We start from the raw sequence: 19,195 nt of genomic DNA, 5'->3' as shown, positions 1-19,195 counted from the left end.
CCTTGAGCAGCGAATGTCCCTGCTGCAAAGGTGTGCTGAAATGGAAGCTTGGATCGTCATCGGACTGCTCATCGTCGCCGTCATCGCCTTTGCCACGGAGAAAATCTCGGTGGATCTCGTCACGCTGTCACTGCTCTGCGTGCTGGTGATGTGCGGCATTCTCAAGGCTGACCGGGCCTTTGCGGGATTTGGCGACCGCGTCATCATTCTGCTGGCGGCGATTTTTGTCATTGGTGCCGCGCTGCGGGAGACGGGAGTGCTGGACATGATGGGCGGTTTTCTGGCCCAGACCTTTGGCACACATCCCAAGCGGCTGATGGGCTTCATGATGGCCGTGGTAGGCGGCGTCTCCGCCTTCATGAACAACACGACTGTGACAGCGGTGTTTGTGGGCCCGGTGATGGGCCTCGCGCGCAAGCTGCGCATCCCGCCCTCCCGCCTGCTGATGCCTCTGGCCTTCGCCTCGCTGATGGGAGGCACCTGCACGCTGATCGGCACCTCCACCAACGTCGCCGTGAGCGGGGCGATCTCCAAGCTGGGTTTGGAGCCGCTGCGCATGTTTGAATTCACCGGCATCGGTCTCGTGCTGATGCTGACTGGCATCCTATACATGGTTTTCATCGGCTCACGCCTGGTACCTGAACGTGACAAGGCTTCGGCTTTGGCAGGTGATGCCATGCGTGACTACTTCGCCGAGGTCATGGTGCTGCCTAACTCACCCCTTGTGGGGCAGGCAGCCTTTGACTCGGATTTTTCCGCCATGGAGTTCCAGGTCATGAAGATCCGCCGGTCTGACCAGACCTTTGATGCCACGCCAAAGGTGCGCTTTCAGGAGGGCGATGTGGTGCTCGTGGCCGGCAAGGTGGAAAACCTGATCCGGGTGAAGAAAATCGAAGGCATCGACATTCTTGAAGATGTCACGCTTCGCAGCTCCGGCATCGATATGAGCGATGCGCAGGTTGCGGAAGTCGTGCTCACGCCGCGCTCCGCCTTTGTGGGGCGCTCCCTGCGTGAAAACAACTTTCGTCAGCGCACGGGGCTTTCAGTGCTGGCTTTGATGCGCGGCGACCGTTCGCTGATGCACCACATGGCGGCTGAAAAGCTGCGTGCCGGAGACGTGCTGCTGCTCCAGGGGCCAAGCGACCGCTTCCGCGCCTTTGAGGAGGGCAATGACATGATTGTCATCACGCAGTATCAGTTCAGCGCTGAGACAAGGCGTCGCGGCTTTGTGCTGCTGGGCGCTTTTGTGATGGCCGTGATCGCCAGCAGTGTGGGCTGGGTGCCTGACGCAATCGCCTTTGTGATGGTGGCCATGCTGGCCGTCTTCATGCGCTGCATCAAGCTGGAGAACGCCTATTCCAACATTGACTGGCGTCTGCTCATCCTGATCGGTGGCATGATGGCCTTCGGGGAAGCGATGCAGACATCCGGTGCATCGAGCATGATCGCAAACTTCATCACCGGCTGGCTGCAGCCCATGGGGGTCTTTGCGGTTTTCGCCGGCTTCTGCCTGCTGACGATCCTGCTCACCCAGCCGATGTCGAATGCTGCTGCCGCACTGGTGGTGCTCCCCGTGGCATTGCAGGCGGCCGCCACCATGGGGGCCAATCCACGCAGCTTTGCCATTGGGATCATGCTCAGCGCCTCCGCATCCATGCTCACGCCGTTTGAGCCCAGCTGCATTCTCGTCTATGGCCCGGGGAAATACCGCTTCTCAGATTTCATCAAAGTGGGCGGGGGTTTGACACTGGTGATGCTGATCGTCATCCTGGCTACGGTGCCGGTGTTCTGGCCGCTGAAGTAGCGGAGTGAGCGGGCCATGATCCGCAACTCTCAATGCGGCAGACGAATCCTGGCATGATCGACTCCTGTTCCCGTGAGATCGCTGCTGATGTAATCAAGATAAAGGACGAAGGGCAGGGCTGAATCCATGTCTGCCTGCGTGGGGCAGAATGGCTTTGCAGTTCGTTGGCTAAGCGCGCCTTCAAATTCCAGAGAATCATTTCTGCTTAGTTCGATGTGGGGAGGCTTGCCCCGGGGGATGAAATGCAGGGTCAGATAATTTGAATCCTCATTGCGCCAGGGGATGCGTGACACATAAGCATCATAATGCCTGATCCAGTGATCCGCAGGAACCAGCGAATCCACTGGCACAGGCACAAGAACGACGTGGAGATCCGTTGTGGGCCGCTTCACAAGCAAGGAGCGGTTGATGCGCAAAGAGCCTCCTCCAAATGAAAGAAGAAGGAGCGCCCCCAAGACTGTGCCAGAGAGAAACGGCTTCAGGCTGATGCGCATGGGAGGTCTGAGACGCGAAAAATTTCTGGCTGAGAGACGATCCAATTCATCTCAAACGAACTTGTTCCCAGCTCTTATGATTGGGGTGAACGAGGTTGTTTGAATCCTCATATCCGTAAGTACTGCGAACAACTTCAACAAGTGGGTTCCGCCTTGGATTTACAAGGGTTCCACGGGGACTCGGCGTGTGAAAGGATCCGGCAGGAATTGTGAGCGGAGTGGAACAACCCCGGGTGTTCAGGGTTGCTCTCATGACCTGCGGTTTTGTTCGTGTGGTTGTTCACGACTTGTTCGCAGCAGTTCACGGAGGGCGGGATTGCCGAGCGCGGCCTGTGCCGCCTCCACCTCGGCGTCTTTTTTGCTGCGGCCTGTGCCACGCCCGAGCTGTGTACCCTGCCAGGAAACGACGGCGATGAAGTTTTTGGCGTGATCCGGCCCTTCGGCTCCGACGATTTCGTAGAGCGGTGGCTCCACTCCCACGGACTGGATGAGCTCCTGAAGCTGTCCTTTGGGATTGGAGTCCAGGGGGCCGCGGTTCAGGGCTTCAAGCTCCTCGGCAAACAGCCGTGCGGCAAATTGATGAGCGGCATCGGTTCCGGCATCAAGGTGAATGGCGCCTGCGACGGCTTCGAGGGCGTCTGCCAGTGTGGACTCACGGTTGCGGCCGCCGTTGGCTTCTTCGCCACGCCCCAGGTGCAGATAGGTGCCCAGTCCGATGCGCCGTGCGATGCGTGCCAGCGCCTTGGTGGAGACAAGCTGGGCGCGTGCCTGGGTCATCACACCTTCATCGGCCTGTGGGAGGCGCTGAAAAAGCATATGGGAGAGGGCAAGCTGCAGAACGGCATCTCCGAGAAATTCCAGGCGTTGATTGTCGGATTGAGCGCGTTGGTTTTCGTAGCCGACGCTGCCGTGAGTGAGGGCTTGCTGCAGCAATGCGGGATCGCGAAAGGTATGGCCAATGACGTGTTCCAGCGGTTCCATGTATGCTTCTTTTCTAACCGGAAGTACGGTGCCACTCCATGAAAAAAGTGGGGTGACCGACGGGATTCGAACCCGCAACAACCAGAATCACAATCTGGGGCTCTACCGTTGAACTACGGTCACCATCTCTCGCTAGGAGGGGAGGATATTAGACGTTCGGGACGGATATGCCAGCGAAAAAATGGGGGGGAAGTTGAGAGAGGGCTCGCGCTGCTGGGGCTGGGCTGTCATTTGCGCCGCCAAAACCAGACCCTGGGAAGGGCGAATGCGGCGGCGATCAGCACGGTAAGCACGCCGATCATGGCTGTCATACCCAGGGTGATGAGGCCACGATTGCTGCCCGCAGCCAGGGCACCGAAACCCAGGCCGGTGCTAAGACCGCAGTAGGCAAGTGAGCGGCCGAGGGAGGCGACGCGCTCACGGGTCATGCCTGGCTCGCGCAGGGAGTGCATCACATGGATGGTGAAATCCAGGCCCAGACCGAGGCAGAGAGGGACGGCAGCGACGCTCATAAGATTCCAGGTGAGACCCCACGCTGACATGCCGCCGAGGAGAATCCAACCGCTGGCTGCCATGGTGAGGAAGGCAAAGACGCGCTCACGCCAGCCATGGAACACCAGCAAAAACAGGATGCCAGCGATGACAACGGTGGGGACGCAGACACGCAGGATCTCATTCTTCAGCAATGGCTCCAGCGAGGTGCGGAGAAAGGCCCAGCCGGCAGCATGGGCCCCGGGAGTTTTTTCCAGCTCGTGCAGCACGGGGGCGTTTTCCATGCTGTGCCCCTGGGCCAGGCGGGCGGAGCCGATGGCCATGAACCCGTGTTTGTCATGCTGGGAGACAATGCCGCCGAGGTTTTCGAGCACGACGGGCTTGGGCCACAGAGGCAATGCTGTCTTGGCAGCCGCCCAGTCCTGCCATTGCTTGAGTACCTTTTGAGTCAGGGCGTAGGCGACGTCTGTGAAGCCGGCGGCATCGACTGCCTGCCTGAGCGCATCTTCATGTGCGGAAAGGGTCTGCAAAGCGGCGAGGTTTGCCTTTTGCGCTTCTGCATCAGGCACGAGTGCAAGCGGCAGCAGCCGGGCTTCGACTTCAGGGCTGTTCAACATCTTCCGGGCAGCGATGATGCTCTGGCGCAAGGCGGCGGTGCTGTGTGCCGCGAAGACGAGGGGGACGTTGCGCCCTGGTTCGGTGCTGCTTTTCAGCATGCTTTGCTCGACGCTGTCGAAGACGTCGAAGGCCTCGCTTTTTTCAGGGCGCAACACGGCGGAGCCAAAGTCCATCTTCGGCAGGCCCTTCCAGCCAATCACGGCGGTGGCGGCCATGAGGGCAATCATGACAAGCCACACCATCACCCCCTGCATGCGCATGGCCAGACGAAGCGTGCCATGGTGTTCCTCGAGTTTGCCTGTGGTCATGCCCAGCGGCAGAAAGCCAAAGATCATGACCGCTGCGCCGATCAGCACCCCGAGCGCGGAGAGCACGCCGAGCTGGGCGACTCCGGGAAGCTGGCTGAGACCCAGCATGGCAAAGATGCCGGCGATGCTGACTGCGGACCAGGCTACACTGGGCAGCGCGCGGCGGCAGATGCTGCCAAAGCGCTCTCCTGGGTGCTCGCGTGCCACATGCAGGCCGAAGACGCCGAAGTCTTCGATCAAGCCCGTCAGGATCGCGGCGAAGCCCATCGACATCACATTGAGCGAGCCGTAGATCACGCCTGCCGTACCAAGTGTGAGCAGATTGGCGCACAGAATGGCGAGCAGCAGCCAGAGCAGCGGCTTCACACTGCGGTGCAGCAGCCAGAAGAGGAAGCCGACGATGAACGTGACGGCGCCGATGGACTGCCGCATGTCACCTTCCATGCCGGTGGCGATTTCCGCCTGAAACGCCGGATCTCCGGTAAAGCCTATTTTGACACCTGTGAGCTCGCCCTGCTCTGGCAGCCATTTTTCCCGCACCTCGGCTTTGATCTGTGTGAGCCAGGTGTTGGCAGCACGATAGTCTGCGAGCGCCTTTCCGGGTGGCGTGACAAACAGCAGGCGCAGTGTGCCGTCGGCGCTGCTGAATTCATCGCTCATGAGGCTGCTCATGTCGCCACCGTCGCTCAGGAGAGCCAGGGCTCCACGTGCGAGGCCGAGCGGATCGTAGCCGGTGAGCGTGGCGTTTTGCAAATCCAGCGAAGCACCTGCGGCCTCTCTGGATTTGGCGAGCAGAGCGGGGACCGATGCGGGATCGAGTGAGGCAATGAGTCTGGACACCTGCTGCTGCGGCGCATTGAGCCAGAGATAGGCGACGACCTCCGCGATGATTGCAGGATCTGACTGCAGCAGGGATTTGCTGCGCACGCTGGCGCACAGCTCTGGCCTGGCAGCCAGATGCTCTGCCAGAGCATCTGCAGTGACTTCAACGAGCGCCGGATCCTCTGCCTGCACGGCGATGAGGAGCAGGTTGCGCTTTTGCTCCCTCAGCAGGCGTGTGCCCTGCAGCCCTGGCAGCTCCTGCGGCAGCAGGCTGAGGGGATCGACGTCGAAATCCAGCCGCGAAACGCCGAATGCTCCCGCCATGATGACGAGCAGTACGAAGAACAGGCGAAGCGAGGCGGATTTCATGAGCGGCTGAAAGAAGCGGAGCCAGCCGGGAAGTCCACTGTCGAATGTCTTGACGTGTTCACTCCCTCCCGCCAGCATCGCGGCCATGTTTCTTCTTGCCGCCACCTCGGCCAGCTACTGGCCCTTCGTCGTTCTCGCTGTCAGCGTTGCTTTCATCATCATCGGCATCAGCAAGCTGCGCATGCATGCCTTTGTGGCGCTGATCCTGGCAGCGCTGCTGGCGGGGCTGCTGGCCAACAAGGACTCATGGGACATCGTGCAGAAGGATGGCAAGGTGAAGGCGATGTCCTCCATGGTCGGAGTCGTGGAGATGGTCTCCAAAGGGCTGGGAGACACCGCACGGGACATCGCGGTGTCCATCGCGCTGGCGGCCATCATTGGCATGTGCCTGATGGAGAGCGGCGGTGCTGACAAGGTGGTGCGCCGCTTTCTGGCTTTCTTTGGGGAGAAGCGCGCGGGCTGGGCGCTGCTGTGGAGCACCTTCATCCTGAGTGCGCCGATCTTCTTTGACACCATGTTCATGCTCATGGTGCCGCTGGCCATGGCGCTGCGCATGCGCACGGGCAAGGACTACACGCTCTACATCATGGCCGTGTGCTGCGGCGGCACGGTGACGCACTCCATGACGGTGCCGCATCCGGGCCCGGTGGCGGTGGTGGATGACCTGCACCTGAATGTGGGAGAGTCCATCATCGGCGGCATGCTCATCGGCGCGATCACCTGCGTGTTTGGCTTTTTCGTGAGCCAGTGGCTGAACCGCCGCACCGATGTGCCGCTGCGTGCCACGGGCGGTGTCTCCCTGGAAGACATGAAGGGTGCCAGCACCAAGCCGGAGAGCGAGCTGCCAAGCTTCTTCTGGAGCATGACGCCGGTGCTGCTGCCGATCATTCTGATCAGCCTGACGACGGTGTTTGAGCTGGCGCATAAAGGTGCTGCTGCAGGCGCCGGCTGGGGTGTGGCGATGGTGAATGCCCTCGGTGGTGAGGGCGGCTTCAACGCCGTGCGCGCCTGGGTGGACTTCATCGGGCACAAGAACATCGCGCTGTTCATCGGCGCGGCCATCGCTCTCTGGGTGCTGGCCAAGCAGCGTGGCCTGAGCCTGAAAAAGGTGGAGGAACTCGTGGGCCCGCCGCTGGAGACGGCAGGGATGATCATCCTCATCACCAGTGCAGGCGGCGCCTTTGGTCTGGCGCTCCGCAGCGCGGGTGTGGGTGATGCGGTGCAGTCGCTCGCCCAAGGCTACAGCCTCAATCTGATCTTCCTCGGCTGGCTGGTGGCGGCCGTGGTGCGTGTGGCGCAGGGCTCCGCCACGGTGGCGATGCTGACGGCCTCATCCATCATGGCACCGATGCTGGCCAACACGCCTCTGGGCTGCCACCCGGTGTATCTCTTCACCTCCATCGGCTTTGGTGCCATGTGCTGCTCCTGGATGAACGACAGCGGCTTCTGGGTGGTGAACCGCCTCAGCGGCATGACCGAAAAGGAAACCCTCCGCACCTGGAGCCTCCAGCTCACCGCCGACTCCATCATCGGCCTGCTGGTGACGCTGGTGCTGAGCAAGCTGGTGCCGCTGGTGTGATCTGCTGCTTGGTGAAGCTCAAAAGATCCTCACGGTGAGGCCTGTGATCGCAAACAAGACTGCCGCACTGAGCACCAGGTAGCTGCGCAAGCGAAGCGCTTGGGTGCGGTAGAGTCGGCGTTGCACCGGATGCCCAACGATCAGAGCCAGCACAACAAGCATGGCGAATCCCAGCAAGGCATCCAACGTTGGAGGGCCGAAGGCGTGCAGGAGGTCGTTGGGCTTGCCGTCGAGATAGGGAAAGGCGGCGTTTGCCACGTCTGCCAGCGGGACGACGAACAGCCAGAGGTACACTGAGGAAGCCACGCGGAATGAGTATGGCCGCCGTCTGAGTGAAAGCAGCACGGCCAATGCGGCCAGGAAGATCCAAAGGAGGTAAGGCGCGATGGAGACAGCGAATGTGGAAAAGCCTCTCAGTGCGGGGGGATCATAGCTGACGTAACCCCAGCGCTCACCGGTGGGCAGCCAAACGAATTCGAGAATGGTGCCACCCTGCGCCAGCACTGCGGCGGCATGAGCGCTTTCATGGATGATGGTCACGAGCAGCGCACCAGGCGGGAACAGAAGCAGATGGAACCAGTGGCGCCGGAAGAAGCGAAAGATCTCACTCAGCATGGAGCCCGTCTCAGGCCCCGTGGTCTTGGTCGCAGGGATGCCGCTCATCGCACAAAAAGTTTAAGCGTTCATGCATGTGGCGCCTACTTTGGGATGACGGCCCGCAGGTCATCAAACATCTTTCCCGTATCCCGCTGCCCTTGTTCTTTGATCTCATTCTGACGGGCGACAGCCGCGTTGATTTTGGCCATGGACGCATTGAAGGCCGTCAGATCCCCACCGTCGTCAAACATGAAGAGGCCTTTGCTCATGTGCCAGTGACCACGCCGCCTGCTCAGCAGGTCGATGATGGTCTGGATGCCGTCCACGGCGCTCCCTTCGAGGGCCCATGTTTCATCAAAGGTCTTCAGGGCGGCCTCCACACCCGTCTCGGCGCTGCGGATGTGATCTGCCTTGCCGGCGGGGCTGATATGACTGTCGCGAACTTTCGCGGGGAAGCTTGCAATCGCTTCGCGCATTTTGACGCCGTATTTCTTCAGCAGCACTCGCGCGCGAGCGAGCAGATCATACGACTCGCTGGAGTCTTGATCCTTGAGGATTCGCTCTCCGTCCAGCACCCGCAGGAAGCCGATCTTGGCGATTTCGTCCGTGTAGTCTTTTTGCAAAGCGGCGATCTCTGCAAAGTACTGTCTTGAGATGACCAGCATCTTTCCCAGGTCATCGGAAGGCTCTGCAGGCGGTGTCTGCGGTGCGGCGTCGTTCGCAGGCGGGCTGCCCTGCTGCATTTTTTCCAACTCTGACTGCAGCTTGTTCAGCTCATCATGGATGTTTTGAGTGACCTGGGGAGACGAGGCCGGTGCGGGCGCGGGTCCGGAGAGGTTGCGTGATCCCGAGAATGACCCCGCCAACATCAATAGTGAGAGAAGCACCACGGTTATGCCGTAGCTGCGTGCCAGCACGGAGACAAAGCTCTTTCGGAGTGCTGCGGCGATGCCCGCGATGACCAGAGCTGCGATGAGTGCGAAGAGGCCGGCGGCGATGGTGTAGCCGATGGCACCTGCGAAACTGCTGACGAGCCCCACATTGCCCAGCGCGGAGTCCAAGGCCGAGACGGGCTCGACAAGCTTTTTGATGAAGCACAGCACGAATGCCACTCCCGTGCCCAGCAGCGGAGCACGGCGAAGCCATTCGTCAGATGCGGACGATGACTGGCCGGCCGGTGTGCTGCCACGCGTCTGAATGTAAGCTGGTGCCTGATAGGGCTGGTAAGACGGGTTGCGGGCGCAGACTGGCACCAGGATGGTGGTCCCGCAGCCGGGACAGCCGACCTCGGTGCCCGCGAGTGAGTCGTCTGCATCAATCGATTGTCCGCACTGACCGCAGCAGAAGAGAGGCATGATGAGAAGAAAGAGGTTCGAGTCGCCTGAGAATACCAAGGATAGTGCCCTGCGCTGACTTTTTAACAAGCTGTCTGATGGGTCGTCAAACAGATTTAAACTGCGGATGAGCTGCTCCTGAGCAAGCTGGTGCCGATGCCATAGGCCAGGGCTCTTTGACTGGGCACGACGATGTGCGGCAGTTCAATGTGGCATGCCGTGTTGCGAATCAGATGCCTCCTTCAACCCTTGCGCCTGCCGGACTCGAAAGCCGGGCTTCACACAGATGATCCCCAAGCCCACATCATGGACTTAGGGATCATCACACTTTCATTGAGCCGACATCATTTGCTGCATGTCCGGCTCAGCACTTGGCCTCTGAATGAAGGCTATGCCCACCCTAACTGCCGAAGGCCGAAGGCGTCATTCCAAATCTTGGTCATGTGCCGAATGCGACCGTCTTCAAACTGCATCACATAGGCATAATCAGCCGACAGGGTCTTGCCGGTAGGCTCAACGGGTCCTCCTGGTCCGGTATGCGTGCCGTAATAGACGCCATAACCCGCCACGCATTGGCGCTCCTGGTCTTCTGCGAAGAATTTCAGCTCGTAGCGTCCGTCCGGCACCGGCGTGAAAAAGCCTTTCATCCAGTCGGTGTAACCTTCCAAGGTACTGACGCCAGCGAGCGCCGGACCTTGTGCCGAAAACGTGGCATCTGGATGGCAGTACTCTTTGCAAACCTGCCAGCCTTTACCGCTGTCACAGGCATCAAAAAACAACCTGGCTTTGTCGTATATGGCGCTCATTTTTTGGTGTGTTGTTAATCCAACGTTGATTTTGCCGGCAACGGTCTTGTCGCTTGCTGCCGGTGTTTTAGCTCCTAAGACCAGGATGGCAACTTCTCAGTCGTCGGCTTTCACTGGTATGATGCATTGTGCGGTGAGTTGACAGCGCGTGCAGCAGGCCGCATGACTCGCACGCATGACTGGCATCGCATCGCACGAACAAATCAGCGCACTCATCCGTCATCGTCGCTCCATCAAGCCGGTGGATCTGGATGCTGCGCGTGAGGTGGAGCGGGGGCTGCTGACGCAGATTTTGGAAGACGCCACCTGGGCGCCGACTCATGGACTGACGGAGCCTTGGAAGTTCATCGTGCATCAGGGTACGGCGCGGCAGCAGCTGGCGGAGGCCATGCAGCGTGTGTATCGCGACACCACGCCTGCGCATGAGTTCCGCGAGGACAAGATGAAGAAGATGAGCGAGAACCCGCTGCTGGCTCCGGTGGTGATCGCCTGTGTGATGGAGCGGCGCGGCGGGGCGAAGATCCCTGAGATCGAGGAGATCGAGGCCGTGGCCTGCGCGCTGCAAAACCTGCAGCTCTCCGCCACAGCGGCGGGTCTGGGCTGCTACTGGTCCTCCCCTCCCCTGCTCTGCACGCGTGACTTTGCCGACTGGCTCGGCATCGGTGCAGAGGACAAGTGTGTGGGCCTCATCTATCTTGGCTGGCCGCGTGCCGGACTGAACTGGCCGCGCAGTGTGCGCCAGCCGGTGGAAACCAAAACCGTGTGGCGCGATGACTGAGTGGCTGACCCATTCCTGGAATGCGGTGACGCATTTTTTCACCGCCATGCCGTGGGAGATGTGGAGCGTGTGGACGCTGACGATCTGCCTGCTCGCCGTCGGCATCGTGGGCTCGGTGGTGCCGTTTCTGCCGGGGCCGATGCTGATCTTTGCGGCAGGCATCCTCCATACGGTGCTGCGACCTGAGTCCGGCATGAGCACCTGGGGCATTGTTATTTTGTCACTGGGGCTGGTGCTTTCCTATGTCGTTGACTTCGCCAGTGGTGCGATGGGCGCGCGCTGGTTTGGTGCGAGCAAATGGGGCATCACCGGCGTGTTCATTGGCGGCATCGCCGGCATGTTTTTCATTCCCTTTGGCCTTGTGCTGGGGCCGTTGATCGGGGGTGTTTCCTTTGAGCTGATCTTTGCCAAAAAGCAGCTGCATCCGGCGGCCAAGTCTGCGTGGGGTTCGCTGCTTGGCACCGGCGTTGGCCTCGTGCTGCGCCTCATCGTGGCCCTTGGAATGGTGGCCACTTTCTTTCTCGATGCGCTGGTGTGGTAGGCGGGGCCATCAGGCCTTGCCCTGCAGCAGCATGCGCAGACCGAAGACAACCAGGATGACGCCAAAGATGCGGGTGAGTGTCTCGTTGCTCATCGTCTTCAGCCAGCCTGCGCCAAAGTAGGCGAAGATGGATGCGGAGACGGCCGTGATGATGGCGACTTTCCATTCCACGTAGCCATGTCTGGCATTCTGAGTGGTGGCCATCAGCGCTGTGGGGATGATGATGGCGAGCGACGTTGCGACAGCGGTCTTGTGCGGCAGTTTGAGAAAGGTCACAAACGCAGGCACCATGACCACGCCGCCGCCCACGCCGCAAAGCGCGGCCACGACGCCGCTGAGGATGCCGATGGCGAGACAGGTAAGGACGGTGGTGGTGGGCATCATGGATCAGCGGGATTGTCTTGCGAGCAGGCCGACGAGCAGACGCTCGAGCACGAGCTTGGGATCAAGGGATGAGGTGACGAGCTTGGAATTGGCGGCTAGGCAGGCTTTGAAGCCGGCATGAAGCTCTTCGAGCGTGAAGTTGCCGGCCTCCGGGAGGGCGAGAAACATCGGGTAGGCATTGAAGCCGGTGCCGTCTTTTTTACGCGGCAGATGGGAGGTGGCTGTGGAAGGCAGGGACTCCAGTGAAGAACAGAAGCCGGTGTAGTTGAACTTGTTGAGCTTGTGGCGTGAGCCGAGATCTTTGATGAGGAGCAGGCTGCGCACACGAGGCACGATGGCGGCAAGCAGCAGCCCGATGGCGTTCTGCCCCTGGTACATGAGCGTGCCGAGCAGCTCCAGCGCACGCGGGAGATCGCGCTTGCCGATGGCGTTGCCCAGGTCCCACAGCACGCCGGCGCGGCTCATGGAGACCATGTTTTGCACGGTCTTGAGTCCGGCGCGGCGGCGCTCGCCGAGGTAGAGGTCGATCTTTTCCAGCTCGTTTTCCATCTGGCGCGTGTCATCGCCGGCCATCTGCACCAGCAGCTCCAGCGCGCCGCTTTCAAAGGTGATGCCAAGCTCCTTGGCTTTCTGCGAGGCCATGGCGAGCACCGGCCCCTCCCACCCCGCGCGTGAGGTGTCGGGTTTGTCGAAGACCTCGATGTTGGCAATCTTGGTGATGCGCTTGTAGGCGCTGCGGCGTTTGTCGATGCCTGTGGCGCTGATGACAAAGCTCACGTCGGAGCCGAGGCCGCGTTCGATCACATCCAGGATGCGCTCGAAGCCGTTCACCGCATCCTGCCCACGACCGGCGCCGGATTCCCCGAGGAAGTTGGCGTTTTTGAGCCAGACCACCTTGGAGCCGCCGAAAAAGGGCAACGTCTGCAGCGCCATGCAGACGTTGCCGCAGATGTTGCCTGCATGCTCAGAATTGTCGGCCGTGCCGTCGATGACGTCATTGCCGAAATCTCCGGCATCTGGCGGAGTGAGGCGGCGCACGAGCATGAGCGCGGCTTCTTTGACGCGCGCTTCATCACTGCCAATGAAGACATTCACCTGGCTGGCGGCGGTTTTTTTCGGTGGCGGCATGCTTCACCGATGGAGCAGGAAGCGCATGGCATCAAGCCTCAGGGCGCATGCGGTCTTGACATGCGCACGGCGATTTGATGAAATCCTTTCAAATCAAGCCAACCTTTATGAAAACATCTTTGACTGGGTTCAGGGTTTCGACGGCGGTCGTGCTTTTCACCACTGCCTTGTTCATGTCTGCTGCGGGATTTTCAGCCAAGGCGGAGGATTTGAACGCCGTGTTTCAGCAGGGACGTACCGCCTACTACAAAGGAGATCTAGACACAGCGTACCGTCTGCTCTCCCGCGTGGCTGCGGCAAACCCCAAGCATGCAGAGACGGCAAACATGCTGGCGTACATCCGCGCCAACTATCAGCCAAAGGACCAATCGCTGAAGAACCAGTATGCCGCTGTCACCCTGCCCAAGGTGGAAATGAATGATGTGACTCTGACCGAGGCCATCGAAGGGCTGCGTGCCCTGTCCAAAAATGCCAGCGGGGGCAAGGTCTCGCCAAACGTGATCGTGAAGGGCGAGGAGCTGGCGAAGCGCAAGCTCAGCCTCTCGCTTGCCAACGTCCCCCTGGACGAAGCGCTGAACTACGTGACGCAACTCGTCGAAGCCAAGGCCACCTATGACAAGCATGCGGTCATTCTGACCAGCCAGGCCGACACACTGACCTCTGCGGTGGAGACGAAGTAGCCAGCCTAAATTCATCTGGCTCCATCTCAGAACTGAATCACCCCACCTCTGTGGCTCAAAAGGCAGCAGAGGTGTTTTATTTTATTGTGGATGAATGAATTATTGGCTTTATCACTAGTGAATCGCTCCGGGCTTGCTGAGAGCAGGCATTGGCGTGGCCTTGAGGAGCCAGATGTCCATCTTTCACAGATCTGAAAACTAGGGCGATGCGGTCAGGGCGGGATGAGCGGGCTGAAATGCCTCTTAAGCCATGCGCTCCGCGAAGGTGCATTCTCAAAGAGCACATAAAAACAAAGCCGGAGGCTTGTGCGACAAGCTCCGGCTCTGAGAGTGCTTTTGGCTTTGGAACCGACGGTCAGTCGTTGAAGAAGTGGCGTCCGGTCTGGCCGGCTTCGGTCTTGTTGTCCACTTCCCAGTACACGTCTTCGAAGATGGTTTCCGGTTCGGGATACGGGCTGGACTTTGCGAACTCGGCTGAGTCCTCCGCTTCCTTTTGCGCTTCCTTGTCGATCTTCTTCAGTTCTTCTTCAGTGGCGACGCCTTCGCTGAGGAGGTTGCGCTTCCACACCTGGATCGGGTCATGATCGTTCTGAAACTTCTCCACTTCCTCCTTGGTGCGGTATTTGAACTTGTTGGCGTCGGCGACGGAGTGGCCTTCCCAGCGGTAGGTGGCGATTTCGAGGATGCTCGGCTTGGACTCGTTGTGGGCGCGAGCGATGGCCTTGCCCACGCCAGCGCGGACTTCGTAGATGTCTTCGCCGTTGAACTGCTCCCAGGCCATGCCGTAGCCTTCGGCGCGCTTGGCCAGGAAGTCCTGATAGGCGGAGGAGCGCTGCTGGCTGGTGCCCATGGAGTAGCCGTTGTTTTCGATGACGTAGATCACCGGCAGATCCCAGAGTTCGGCGAGGTTGAGGGACTCATGGAAGGCACCCTGGTTCACAGCGCCATCGCCGAGGAAGCAGAGGGCGGCACCTTTGATGCCACGATACTTCAGGCCGTAGGCGAGGCCGAGACCCAGCGGGGTCTGGCCGGCCACGATGCCGTGGCCACCCCAGTAGTTTTTGTCGGGGGCGAAGTAGTGCATCGAACCACCCTTGCCGCGGGAGCAGCCGGTGGCTTTGCCGAAGAGCTCGGCCATGCACTCGTTCATGCCCATGCCGACGGCGAGAGCGTGGCCATGGTCACGGTAGGCGGTGATGACGTGATCGTTTTCGCCCATCACGGAGACGGTGCCGACGGCCACGGATTCCTGGCCGATGTAGAGGTGGAGGAAACCGCCCATGCGACCTGCCTGATAGTGCTGCAGGGAGACCTGCTCGAAGCGGCGGATGCGGACCATCTTGCGGTAGAGCTCCACCTTGTCGGCGGCGGTGAGCTTTTGATTGATGGGATCGGAGGCGTGTTTTGCCAGGGCGTTTGAGGGGGCGGTTGCGGTGGCCATGTGATGGGTTCGATACTAGCTGGATGCATGCCGGAAGCAAGCGGGGTGTTTAGGCTGCGGAATGGGATGTGCCGGGTCCCTTGCGATGGGGGTGCCGCATGGCAGACGGGCAGCTGGTGGCAATGAATGGAGACGCGTGTTTTGGCCGCAGAGGGGCAGAGGCGGGCTTCATGGTTGCTTCGTTTTCTTCCTCCCGCTTCATAAGATCTGGCGCTGGTCCCCTTCCCTCTCAATGTCGGTTTGGCAGGTTGCCGGGCTGCACAGTATGAGCTTGGGGGGGACGGGTTTAGAATAAGGATGCGAGGCGCATATTGGAGGCTGGCAACCCGCTTCCTTATCCCTGCTTGGGTGCCCTCCTGTCCCAGTTCTCCCGTCACGGAGCCCATGATCGGCGGGCAGAAGGAGGCGTAGAAAGGTGCTGGGCTACCTTGAAGTGAGGCGCGAAAGGGAGGCACCGAGATGTCCTGTGGCGGTAGAAAGACCCACTCCGCGCCTGCTCTGGGTGCTCTCCTAGTCAGTGCGGGGGGGAGAGGACTGGCCCAATCCGGCGCCCTCGGAGCCCGTGATTTGCAGGCAGAAGGAGGGTGTTAGAAGGTGCTGGGCTACCTTGAAGGGGTGCGAAACGGGAGCACCAAGGCGCCCGGTGGAGGCTTGGGAGCAGCCTCCCTACCCTGCCTTGGGTGCGCTCCCCTCCCCCCCTCCAAACTGCTTTGGCAGTCACTTCTCCGCCCTTTAAACTCCCCTTCCCCGCCTCTGTGAAACACTCTGTGCGATTCCAGTTTGTTCCACATGGAACATTTTTGCGGCTTGTGCTACTCTCCTCACCCCCATGTCCACCAGCCTTTTTACCTTCCCCAAGCACTATGATGTCATTGTCTGCGGCGCCGGTCATGCCGGGGTGGAGGCGGCGATGGCGGCTGCCCGCCTGGGTTGCCAGACGGCCATCCTCACCCAGAACCTCGATACCATTTCCCAGATGTCCTGCAACCCCGCTATCGGTGGTCTGGCTAAGGGTCACGTGGTGCGGGAGATTGATGCCCTCGGGGGTGTGATGGGCCGAAACACAGACGCCACGGGCATCCAGTTCCGCATGCTGAATGCCCGCAAGGGGCCCAGCGTGCAGGCTCCCCGTGCCCAATGCGACAAGAAGGCCTACCAGTTTCGGATGAAGTGGCTGATCGAAAACCAGCCCAATCTGGACATGCACCAGGGCAATGCTGCGGAGATCCTGGTGGAAAACGATGCCGTCGTTGGCGTGCGCACCAGCCTCGGCATGGTCTATCGGGCCAAGGCGGTCGTCATTTCCTCGGGCACTTTCATGCGTGGGCTCCTCCATGTGGGGCAGCAGAACCAGGCTGGAGGGCGTATGGGGGACAGCATTTCGACCCTCTCCGACAGCCTCCGGGCTCTCGGGTTTGATGTCCAGCGCTTCAAAACCGGCACCCCCTGCCGCCTGAATAGCCGCAGCATCGACTTCTCCAAGTGCGAGCTGCAGCCCGGGGACGAGCCCGCGCCCCGCTTCAGCTACCTCTCCGGCACCCTCCCCGAGGACGAGCCAGAAGCCCAAACCGAGGCCGCTACCCCCCTTCCAGGCACCGGTCCTAACCAGTTTACCCTCAACTCCTGGACCTCGGAAAAGTTCCACGTGGAACAAATTCCCTGCTGGATCACCTACACGACCCCCCAAACTCACGACATCATCCGGGCCAACATCCACAAGTCTGCCATGTATTCCGGCAAGATCGAAGGCGTCGGACCCCGCTACTGCCCCTCTGTGGAGGACAAGGTCGTGCGCTTTGCGGAGAAGGAACGGCACCAGATCTTCCTCGAACCCGAGGGTCGCCACACTCGCGAATTCTACGTGAACGGGGTCTCCACCTCCCTGCCCTTCGAGGTGCAGTATGACTTCATCCGTTCCATCCCGGGACTGGAAAAGGCGGAGATCATCCGCCCTGGCTACGCGGTTGAGTACGACTACTGCCCCCCGACCCAGCTCCATCCCACCCTGGAAACGAAGCGTGTTTCGGGGCTCTACTTCGCCGGGCAGATCAATGGCACCTCCGGCTACGAGGAGGCTGCCGGTCAGGGCCTCATCGCCGGAGCCAATGCCGCGCTCAAGGCCCAGGGCCGCCCTCCTTTCCTGCTACAGCGCAGCCAGGCCTATCTCGCGGTGATGATCGACGACCTTGTGACCAAGGGCACCACCGAGCCCTACCGACTCTTCACCTCCCGCGCTGAGTATCGCCTCCTCCTCCGCCAGGACAATTGCGACCTCCGCCTCACCCCGCTGGCCGCGCAGGTGGGTCTCGTCTCACCCTTCCGCATCCACCACACCGAGGAAAAAATTGCCGCCATCGTCGCCGCCCGCACCCTGCTACAGGAGGTCCGCATGGGCGACGTGACCCTGGAAAAATGGCTGCGCCGCCCCGAAAGCACGCCTGCCCAGCTCCCCGCCGAGATGTATTCCCGCTTCACCCCCGAGGTCTGGAGCCTGGTGGAAAACGACGTCAAATACGCCGGCTACATCACCCGGCAGGAGGACATGGTGGCCAAGACCTCCCGCATGGAGGAAAAGATGATCCCCGCCGACTTCGACTACCACGCCATCCCCGGCCTCAAAACCGAAGCCAAACACCGCCTTACGGCCCTCCGCCCTGCCACCCTCGGCCAGGCCGCGCGAGCCCAAGGTGTGAATCCCGCCGACATCGCCCTGCTGGCGGTGATGCTGAAGCGGGGCAGTTTGGAGACGGAAGGAAGCGACTTGAAAGCTTAACCTTGGTTTTCCCCGGGTGAAACCAGCAGGTGAAACCGGCCTTGGGCCCTCTTCGTTTGAACTGAATTCATGGTGTGATCAAAACCTTCAGCACACCTTCACTACGACTGCCAAAGACTTCGTAACCCTGTTTGATATCCGCGAGTGAGAAGCGGTGCGTGACGAGCATGGCTGGGTCAAACCGACCGGACTGCACCACATTGATCAGCCGACGCATGCGCTCCTTCCCGCCCGGACAGAGCGTGGTGACGATGCGGTGGTCCCCCAGCCCTGCGGCGTAGGCTTCATACGGGATCTGCAGCTTGCCGGAATAGACGCCAAGACTGGAGAGCGTGCCGCCCGGCCGCAGGCAACGCAGGCAGGCCTCAAACGTCTCCTGCGTGCCGAGTGCCTCAATGGCTACGTCCACCCCGCCGCCAGTCAGTTTCAGAACTTCTTCCACCACATTGCATTCGCGGAAGTTCAGGGTCACATCCGCTCCCATTTGACGGGACATTTTGAGCCGGTTCTCGTCGCCATCCACGGCGATGATCATCGTCGCTCCCATCAGTTTGGCACCCACGGTGGCGCAGAGGCCGATGGGGCCCTGTGCGAACACCACCACGGCATCGCCTATCTTGATATTGCCACTTTCCGCGCCGCCAAAGCCTGTCGAGGCGATGTCTGCCAGCAGTACCACCTGCTCGTCCGTCACCTCGTCGGGAATCTTCGCCAAATTCGCCTGGGCGTAGGGCACCAGCAGGTACTCTGCCTGAGCGCCGTTGATGGTGTTGCCAAAACGCCAGCCGCCCATCGCCTGACAGCCGTGACCATGGCCGCACTGCGAGGGTTTGCCAGAAAGGCAAGCGCGGCACTGCCCGCAGGGTGTGATGGCACCCACCAGCACGCGGTCGCCGATGTTGTAGCCTGTGACGCCAGCACCAAGTTCCTCGATCACTCCGACGGGCTCATGGCCGATGATCAGCCCAGGCTTCACCGGGTACTCGCCACGCACAATGTGCAGGTCGGTACCGCAGATGGTGGTCGCTGTGATGCGCAGCAGCGCTTCGCCCGGCCCCACCGTGGGCTTGGGCACGGACTCAACACGGATGTCATTGATGCCGTGAAACACGTTGGCCAGCATGGTCTTCATAGTGGAGCTACTATCGTGGCAAGATCCCTCCCCTGCTCCGCAGCCGTTGGCCAATGCTGTGCCGGATTGGTCATGTGATATGCGCGGCGCATGAGATGGCAGGGACACTTTGCTGACAAGCGGCCTGCATGATC

The 19,195-nt window shown here is 60.7% G+C and carries 16 protein-coding genes and 1 tRNA gene; 6 read left to right on the top strand and 11 right to left on the bottom strand.

The genetic code is table 11. From position 1 onward, the window contains the following. The first annotated feature begins 13 nt into the window (after positions 1 to 13). Positions 14 to 1,804 (top strand): SLC13 family permease, encoded by a 1,791-nt coding sequence (locus ACFQDI_RS23925; protein ID WP_377171788.1) that lies wholly within the window; start codon positions 14 to 16, stop codon positions 1,802 to 1,804. A gap of 29 nt (positions 1,805 to 1,833) precedes the next feature. Here ACFQDI_RS23925 and ACFQDI_RS23920 read toward each other — a convergent pair whose 3' ends face one another. The 4 genes from ACFQDI_RS23920 to ACFQDI_RS23905 all read right to left on the bottom strand — a co-directional run bounded on the left by ACFQDI_RS23920 (position 1,834) and on the right by ACFQDI_RS23905 (position 5,888). Further along, positions 1,834 to 2,298 carry a hypothetical protein gene (locus ACFQDI_RS23920; RefSeq protein WP_377171786.1) on the bottom strand — a complete coding sequence of 155 codons (465 nt, stop codon included), beginning with the start codon at positions 2,296 to 2,298 and terminating at the stop codon, positions 1,834 to 1,836. Positions 2,299 to 2,547: 249 nt separating this feature from the next. Further along, positions 2,548 to 3,279 (bottom strand): ribonuclease III, encoded by a 732-nt coding sequence (rnc, locus tag ACFQDI_RS23915; protein WP_377171784.1) that lies wholly within the window; start codon positions 3,277 to 3,279, stop codon positions 2,548 to 2,550. A gap of 48 nt (positions 3,280 to 3,327) precedes the next feature. Continuing rightward, positions 3,328 to 3,402 (bottom strand) — tRNA-His (locus ACFQDI_RS23910). Between the two features lie 104 nt (positions 3,403 to 3,506). After that, positions 3,507 to 5,888 carry an MMPL family transporter gene (locus ACFQDI_RS23905; protein ID WP_377171782.1) on the bottom strand — a complete coding sequence of 794 codons (2,382 nt, stop codon included), beginning with the start codon at positions 5,886 to 5,888 and terminating at the stop codon, positions 3,507 to 3,509. 85 nt (positions 5,889 to 5,973) lie between these two features. On the opposite strand from ACFQDI_RS23905, the gene ACFQDI_RS23900 reads away from it, so the two are divergent. Continuing rightward, the gene (locus ACFQDI_RS23900) at positions 5,974 to 7,467 is read left to right on the top strand and encodes a GntP family permease (RefSeq protein ID WP_377171780.1); all 1,494 of its coding nucleotides are present in this window, start codon (positions 5,974 to 5,976) and stop codon (positions 7,465 to 7,467) included. 18 nt (positions 7,468 to 7,485) lie between these two features. Here the strand turns inward: ACFQDI_RS23900 and ACFQDI_RS23895 are convergent, their stop codons facing one another. The 3 genes from ACFQDI_RS23895 to ACFQDI_RS23885 all read right to left on the bottom strand — a co-directional run bounded on the left by ACFQDI_RS23895 (position 7,486) and on the right by ACFQDI_RS23885 (position 10,204). Further along, positions 7,486 to 8,130, bottom strand: coding sequence for a hypothetical protein (locus tag ACFQDI_RS23895; protein ID WP_377171778.1), 645 nt, complete (start codon positions 8,128 to 8,130; stop codon positions 7,486 to 7,488). A gap of 35 nt (positions 8,131 to 8,165) precedes the next feature. Beyond that, on the bottom strand, positions 8,166 to 9,419 hold the full coding sequence (locus tag ACFQDI_RS23890) for a hypothetical protein (RefSeq protein WP_377171776.1): 1,254 nt from the start codon (positions 9,417 to 9,419) through the stop codon (positions 8,166 to 8,168). Positions 9,420 to 9,787: 368 nt separating this feature from the next. Next, positions 9,788 to 10,204, bottom strand: coding sequence for an ester cyclase (locus ACFQDI_RS23885; RefSeq protein ID WP_377171774.1), 417 nt, complete (start codon positions 10,202 to 10,204; stop codon positions 9,788 to 9,790). A 175-nt stretch (positions 10,205 to 10,379) separates the two neighbouring features. On the opposite strand from ACFQDI_RS23885, the gene ACFQDI_RS23880 reads away from it, so the two are divergent. Continuing rightward, positions 10,380 to 10,982: a nitroreductase family protein gene (locus ACFQDI_RS23880; protein ID WP_377171772.1), complete on the top strand. Its 603-nt coding sequence runs from the start codon at positions 10,380 to 10,382 to the stop codon at positions 10,980 to 10,982. Then, entirely contained in the window at positions 10,975 to 11,523 is a 549-nt protein-coding gene (locus tag ACFQDI_RS23875) for a DUF456 domain-containing protein (RefSeq protein ID WP_377171770.1), read from the top strand. The genes ACFQDI_RS23880 and ACFQDI_RS23875 overlap by 8 nt, the downstream gene beginning before the upstream one ends. 9 nt (positions 11,524 to 11,532) lie before the next feature. On the opposite strand, the gene ACFQDI_RS23870 is transcribed toward ACFQDI_RS23875, so the two are convergent. Together ACFQDI_RS23870 and holA are read right to left on the bottom strand one after the other, a co-directional pair. After that, on the bottom strand, positions 11,533 to 11,907 hold the full coding sequence (locus ACFQDI_RS23870; protein ID WP_377171768.1) for a sulfite exporter TauE/SafE family protein: 375 nt from the start codon (positions 11,905 to 11,907) through the stop codon (positions 11,533 to 11,535). A 3-nt stretch (positions 11,908 to 11,910) separates the two neighbouring features. Next, on the bottom strand, positions 11,911 to 13,035 hold the full coding sequence (gene holA, locus ACFQDI_RS23865; RefSeq protein ID WP_377171766.1) for a DNA polymerase III subunit delta: 1,125 nt from the start codon (positions 13,033 to 13,035) through the stop codon (positions 11,911 to 11,913). 107 nt (positions 13,036 to 13,142) lie between these two features. Here holA and ACFQDI_RS23860 point away from each other — a divergent pair, with 107 nt between their 5' ends. After that, a complete protein-coding gene (locus tag ACFQDI_RS23860) occupies positions 13,143 to 13,715 on the top strand; it encodes a hypothetical protein (RefSeq protein WP_377171764.1) in 573 nt (190 codons plus the stop codon). Positions 13,716 to 14,070: 355 nt separating this feature from the next. On the opposite strand, the gene pdhA is transcribed toward ACFQDI_RS23860, so the two are convergent. After that, entirely contained in the window at positions 14,071 to 15,156 is a 1,086-nt protein-coding gene (pdhA, locus tag ACFQDI_RS23855; protein WP_377171762.1) for a pyruvate dehydrogenase (acetyl-transferring) E1 component subunit alpha, read from the bottom strand. Between the two features lie 829 nt (positions 15,157 to 15,985). Between pdhA and ACFQDI_RS23850 the strand changes: the two genes are divergently transcribed. Further along, positions 15,986 to 17,929 carry a tRNA uridine-5-carboxymethylaminomethyl modification enzyme MnmG/GidA gene (locus ACFQDI_RS23850; RefSeq protein ID WP_377171760.1) on the top strand — a complete coding sequence of 648 codons (1,944 nt, stop codon included), beginning with the start codon at positions 15,986 to 15,988 and terminating at the stop codon, positions 17,927 to 17,929. Positions 17,930 to 17,996: 67 nt separating this feature from the next. Here the strand turns inward: ACFQDI_RS23850 and ACFQDI_RS23845 are convergent, their stop codons facing one another. Beyond that, complete coding sequence (locus tag ACFQDI_RS23845) at positions 17,997 to 19,061, bottom strand: zinc-binding dehydrogenase (protein ID WP_377171758.1); 1,065 nt, start codon at positions 19,059 to 19,061, stop codon at positions 17,997 to 17,999. Positions 19,062 to 19,195 lie beyond the last annotated feature (134 nt).

The sequence above is a fragment of the Prosthecobacter fluviatilis genome (assembly GCF_042655725.1).
In the GTDB taxonomy this organism is placed as follows: Bacteria; Verrucomicrobiota; Verrucomicrobiia; order Verrucomicrobiales; family Verrucomicrobiaceae; genus Prosthecobacter; species Prosthecobacter fluviatilis.
The sequence above is the reverse complement of the archived record's forward strand: the minus strand, read 5'-3'. Positions and strand labels throughout refer to the sequence as shown.

Bases quoted from the DNA above. Each gene is read 5' to 3' on its own strand.
- ACFQDI_RS23880 (WP_377171772.1), top strand. From the start codon at position 10,380: ATGACTGGCATCGCATCGCACGAACAAATCAGCGCACTCATCCGTCAT.
- ACFQDI_RS23920 (WP_377171786.1), bottom strand. From the start codon at position 2,298: ATGCGCATCAGCCTGAAGCCGTTTCTCTCTGGCACAGTCTTGGGGGCG.
- ACFQDI_RS23900 (WP_377171780.1), top strand. From the start codon at position 5,974: ATGTTTCTTCTTGCCGCCACCTCGGCCAGCTACTGGCCCTTCGTCGTT.
- ACFQDI_RS23905 (WP_377171782.1), bottom strand. From the start codon at position 5,888: ATGAAATCCGCCTCGCTTCGCCTGTTCTTCGTACTGCTCGTCATCATG.
- ACFQDI_RS23895 (WP_377171778.1), bottom strand. From the start codon at position 8,130: ATGAGCGGCATCCCTGCGACCAAGACCACGGGGCCTGAGACGGGCTCC.
- ACFQDI_RS23885 (WP_377171774.1), bottom strand. From the start codon at position 10,204: ATGAGCGCCATATACGACAAAGCCAGGTTGTTTTTTGATGCCTGTGAC.
- ACFQDI_RS23860 (WP_377171764.1), top strand. From the start codon at position 13,143: ATGAAAACATCTTTGACTGGGTTCAGGGTTTCGACGGCGGTCGTGCTT.
- ACFQDI_RS23850 (WP_377171760.1), top strand. From the start codon at position 15,986: ATGTCCACCAGCCTTTTTACCTTCCCCAAGCACTATGATGTCATTGTC.
- ACFQDI_RS23875 (WP_377171770.1), top strand. From the start codon at position 10,975: ATGACTGAGTGGCTGACCCATTCCTGGAATGCGGTGACGCATTTTTTC.
- ACFQDI_RS23925 (WP_377171788.1), top strand. From the start codon at position 14: ATGTCCCTGCTGCAAAGGTGTGCTGAAATGGAAGCTTGGATCGTCATC.
- ACFQDI_RS23845 (WP_377171758.1), bottom strand. From the start codon at position 19,061: ATGAAGACCATGCTGGCCAACGTGTTTCACGGCATCAATGACATCCGT.
- pdhA (WP_377171762.1), bottom strand. From the start codon at position 15,156: ATGGCCACCGCAACCGCCCCCTCAAACGCCCTGGCAAAACACGCCTCC.
- ACFQDI_RS23890 (WP_377171776.1), bottom strand. From the start codon at position 9,419: ATGCCTCTCTTCTGCTGCGGTCAGTGCGGACAATCGATTGATGCAGAC.
- holA (WP_377171766.1), bottom strand. From the start codon at position 13,035: ATGCCGCCACCGAAAAAAACCGCCGCCAGCCAGGTGAATGTCTTCATT.
- rnc (WP_377171784.1), bottom strand. From the start codon at position 3,279: ATGGAACCGCTGGAACACGTCATTGGCCATACCTTTCGCGATCCCGCA.
- ACFQDI_RS23870 (WP_377171768.1), bottom strand. From the start codon at position 11,907: ATGATGCCCACCACCACCGTCCTTACCTGTCTCGCCATCGGCATCCTC.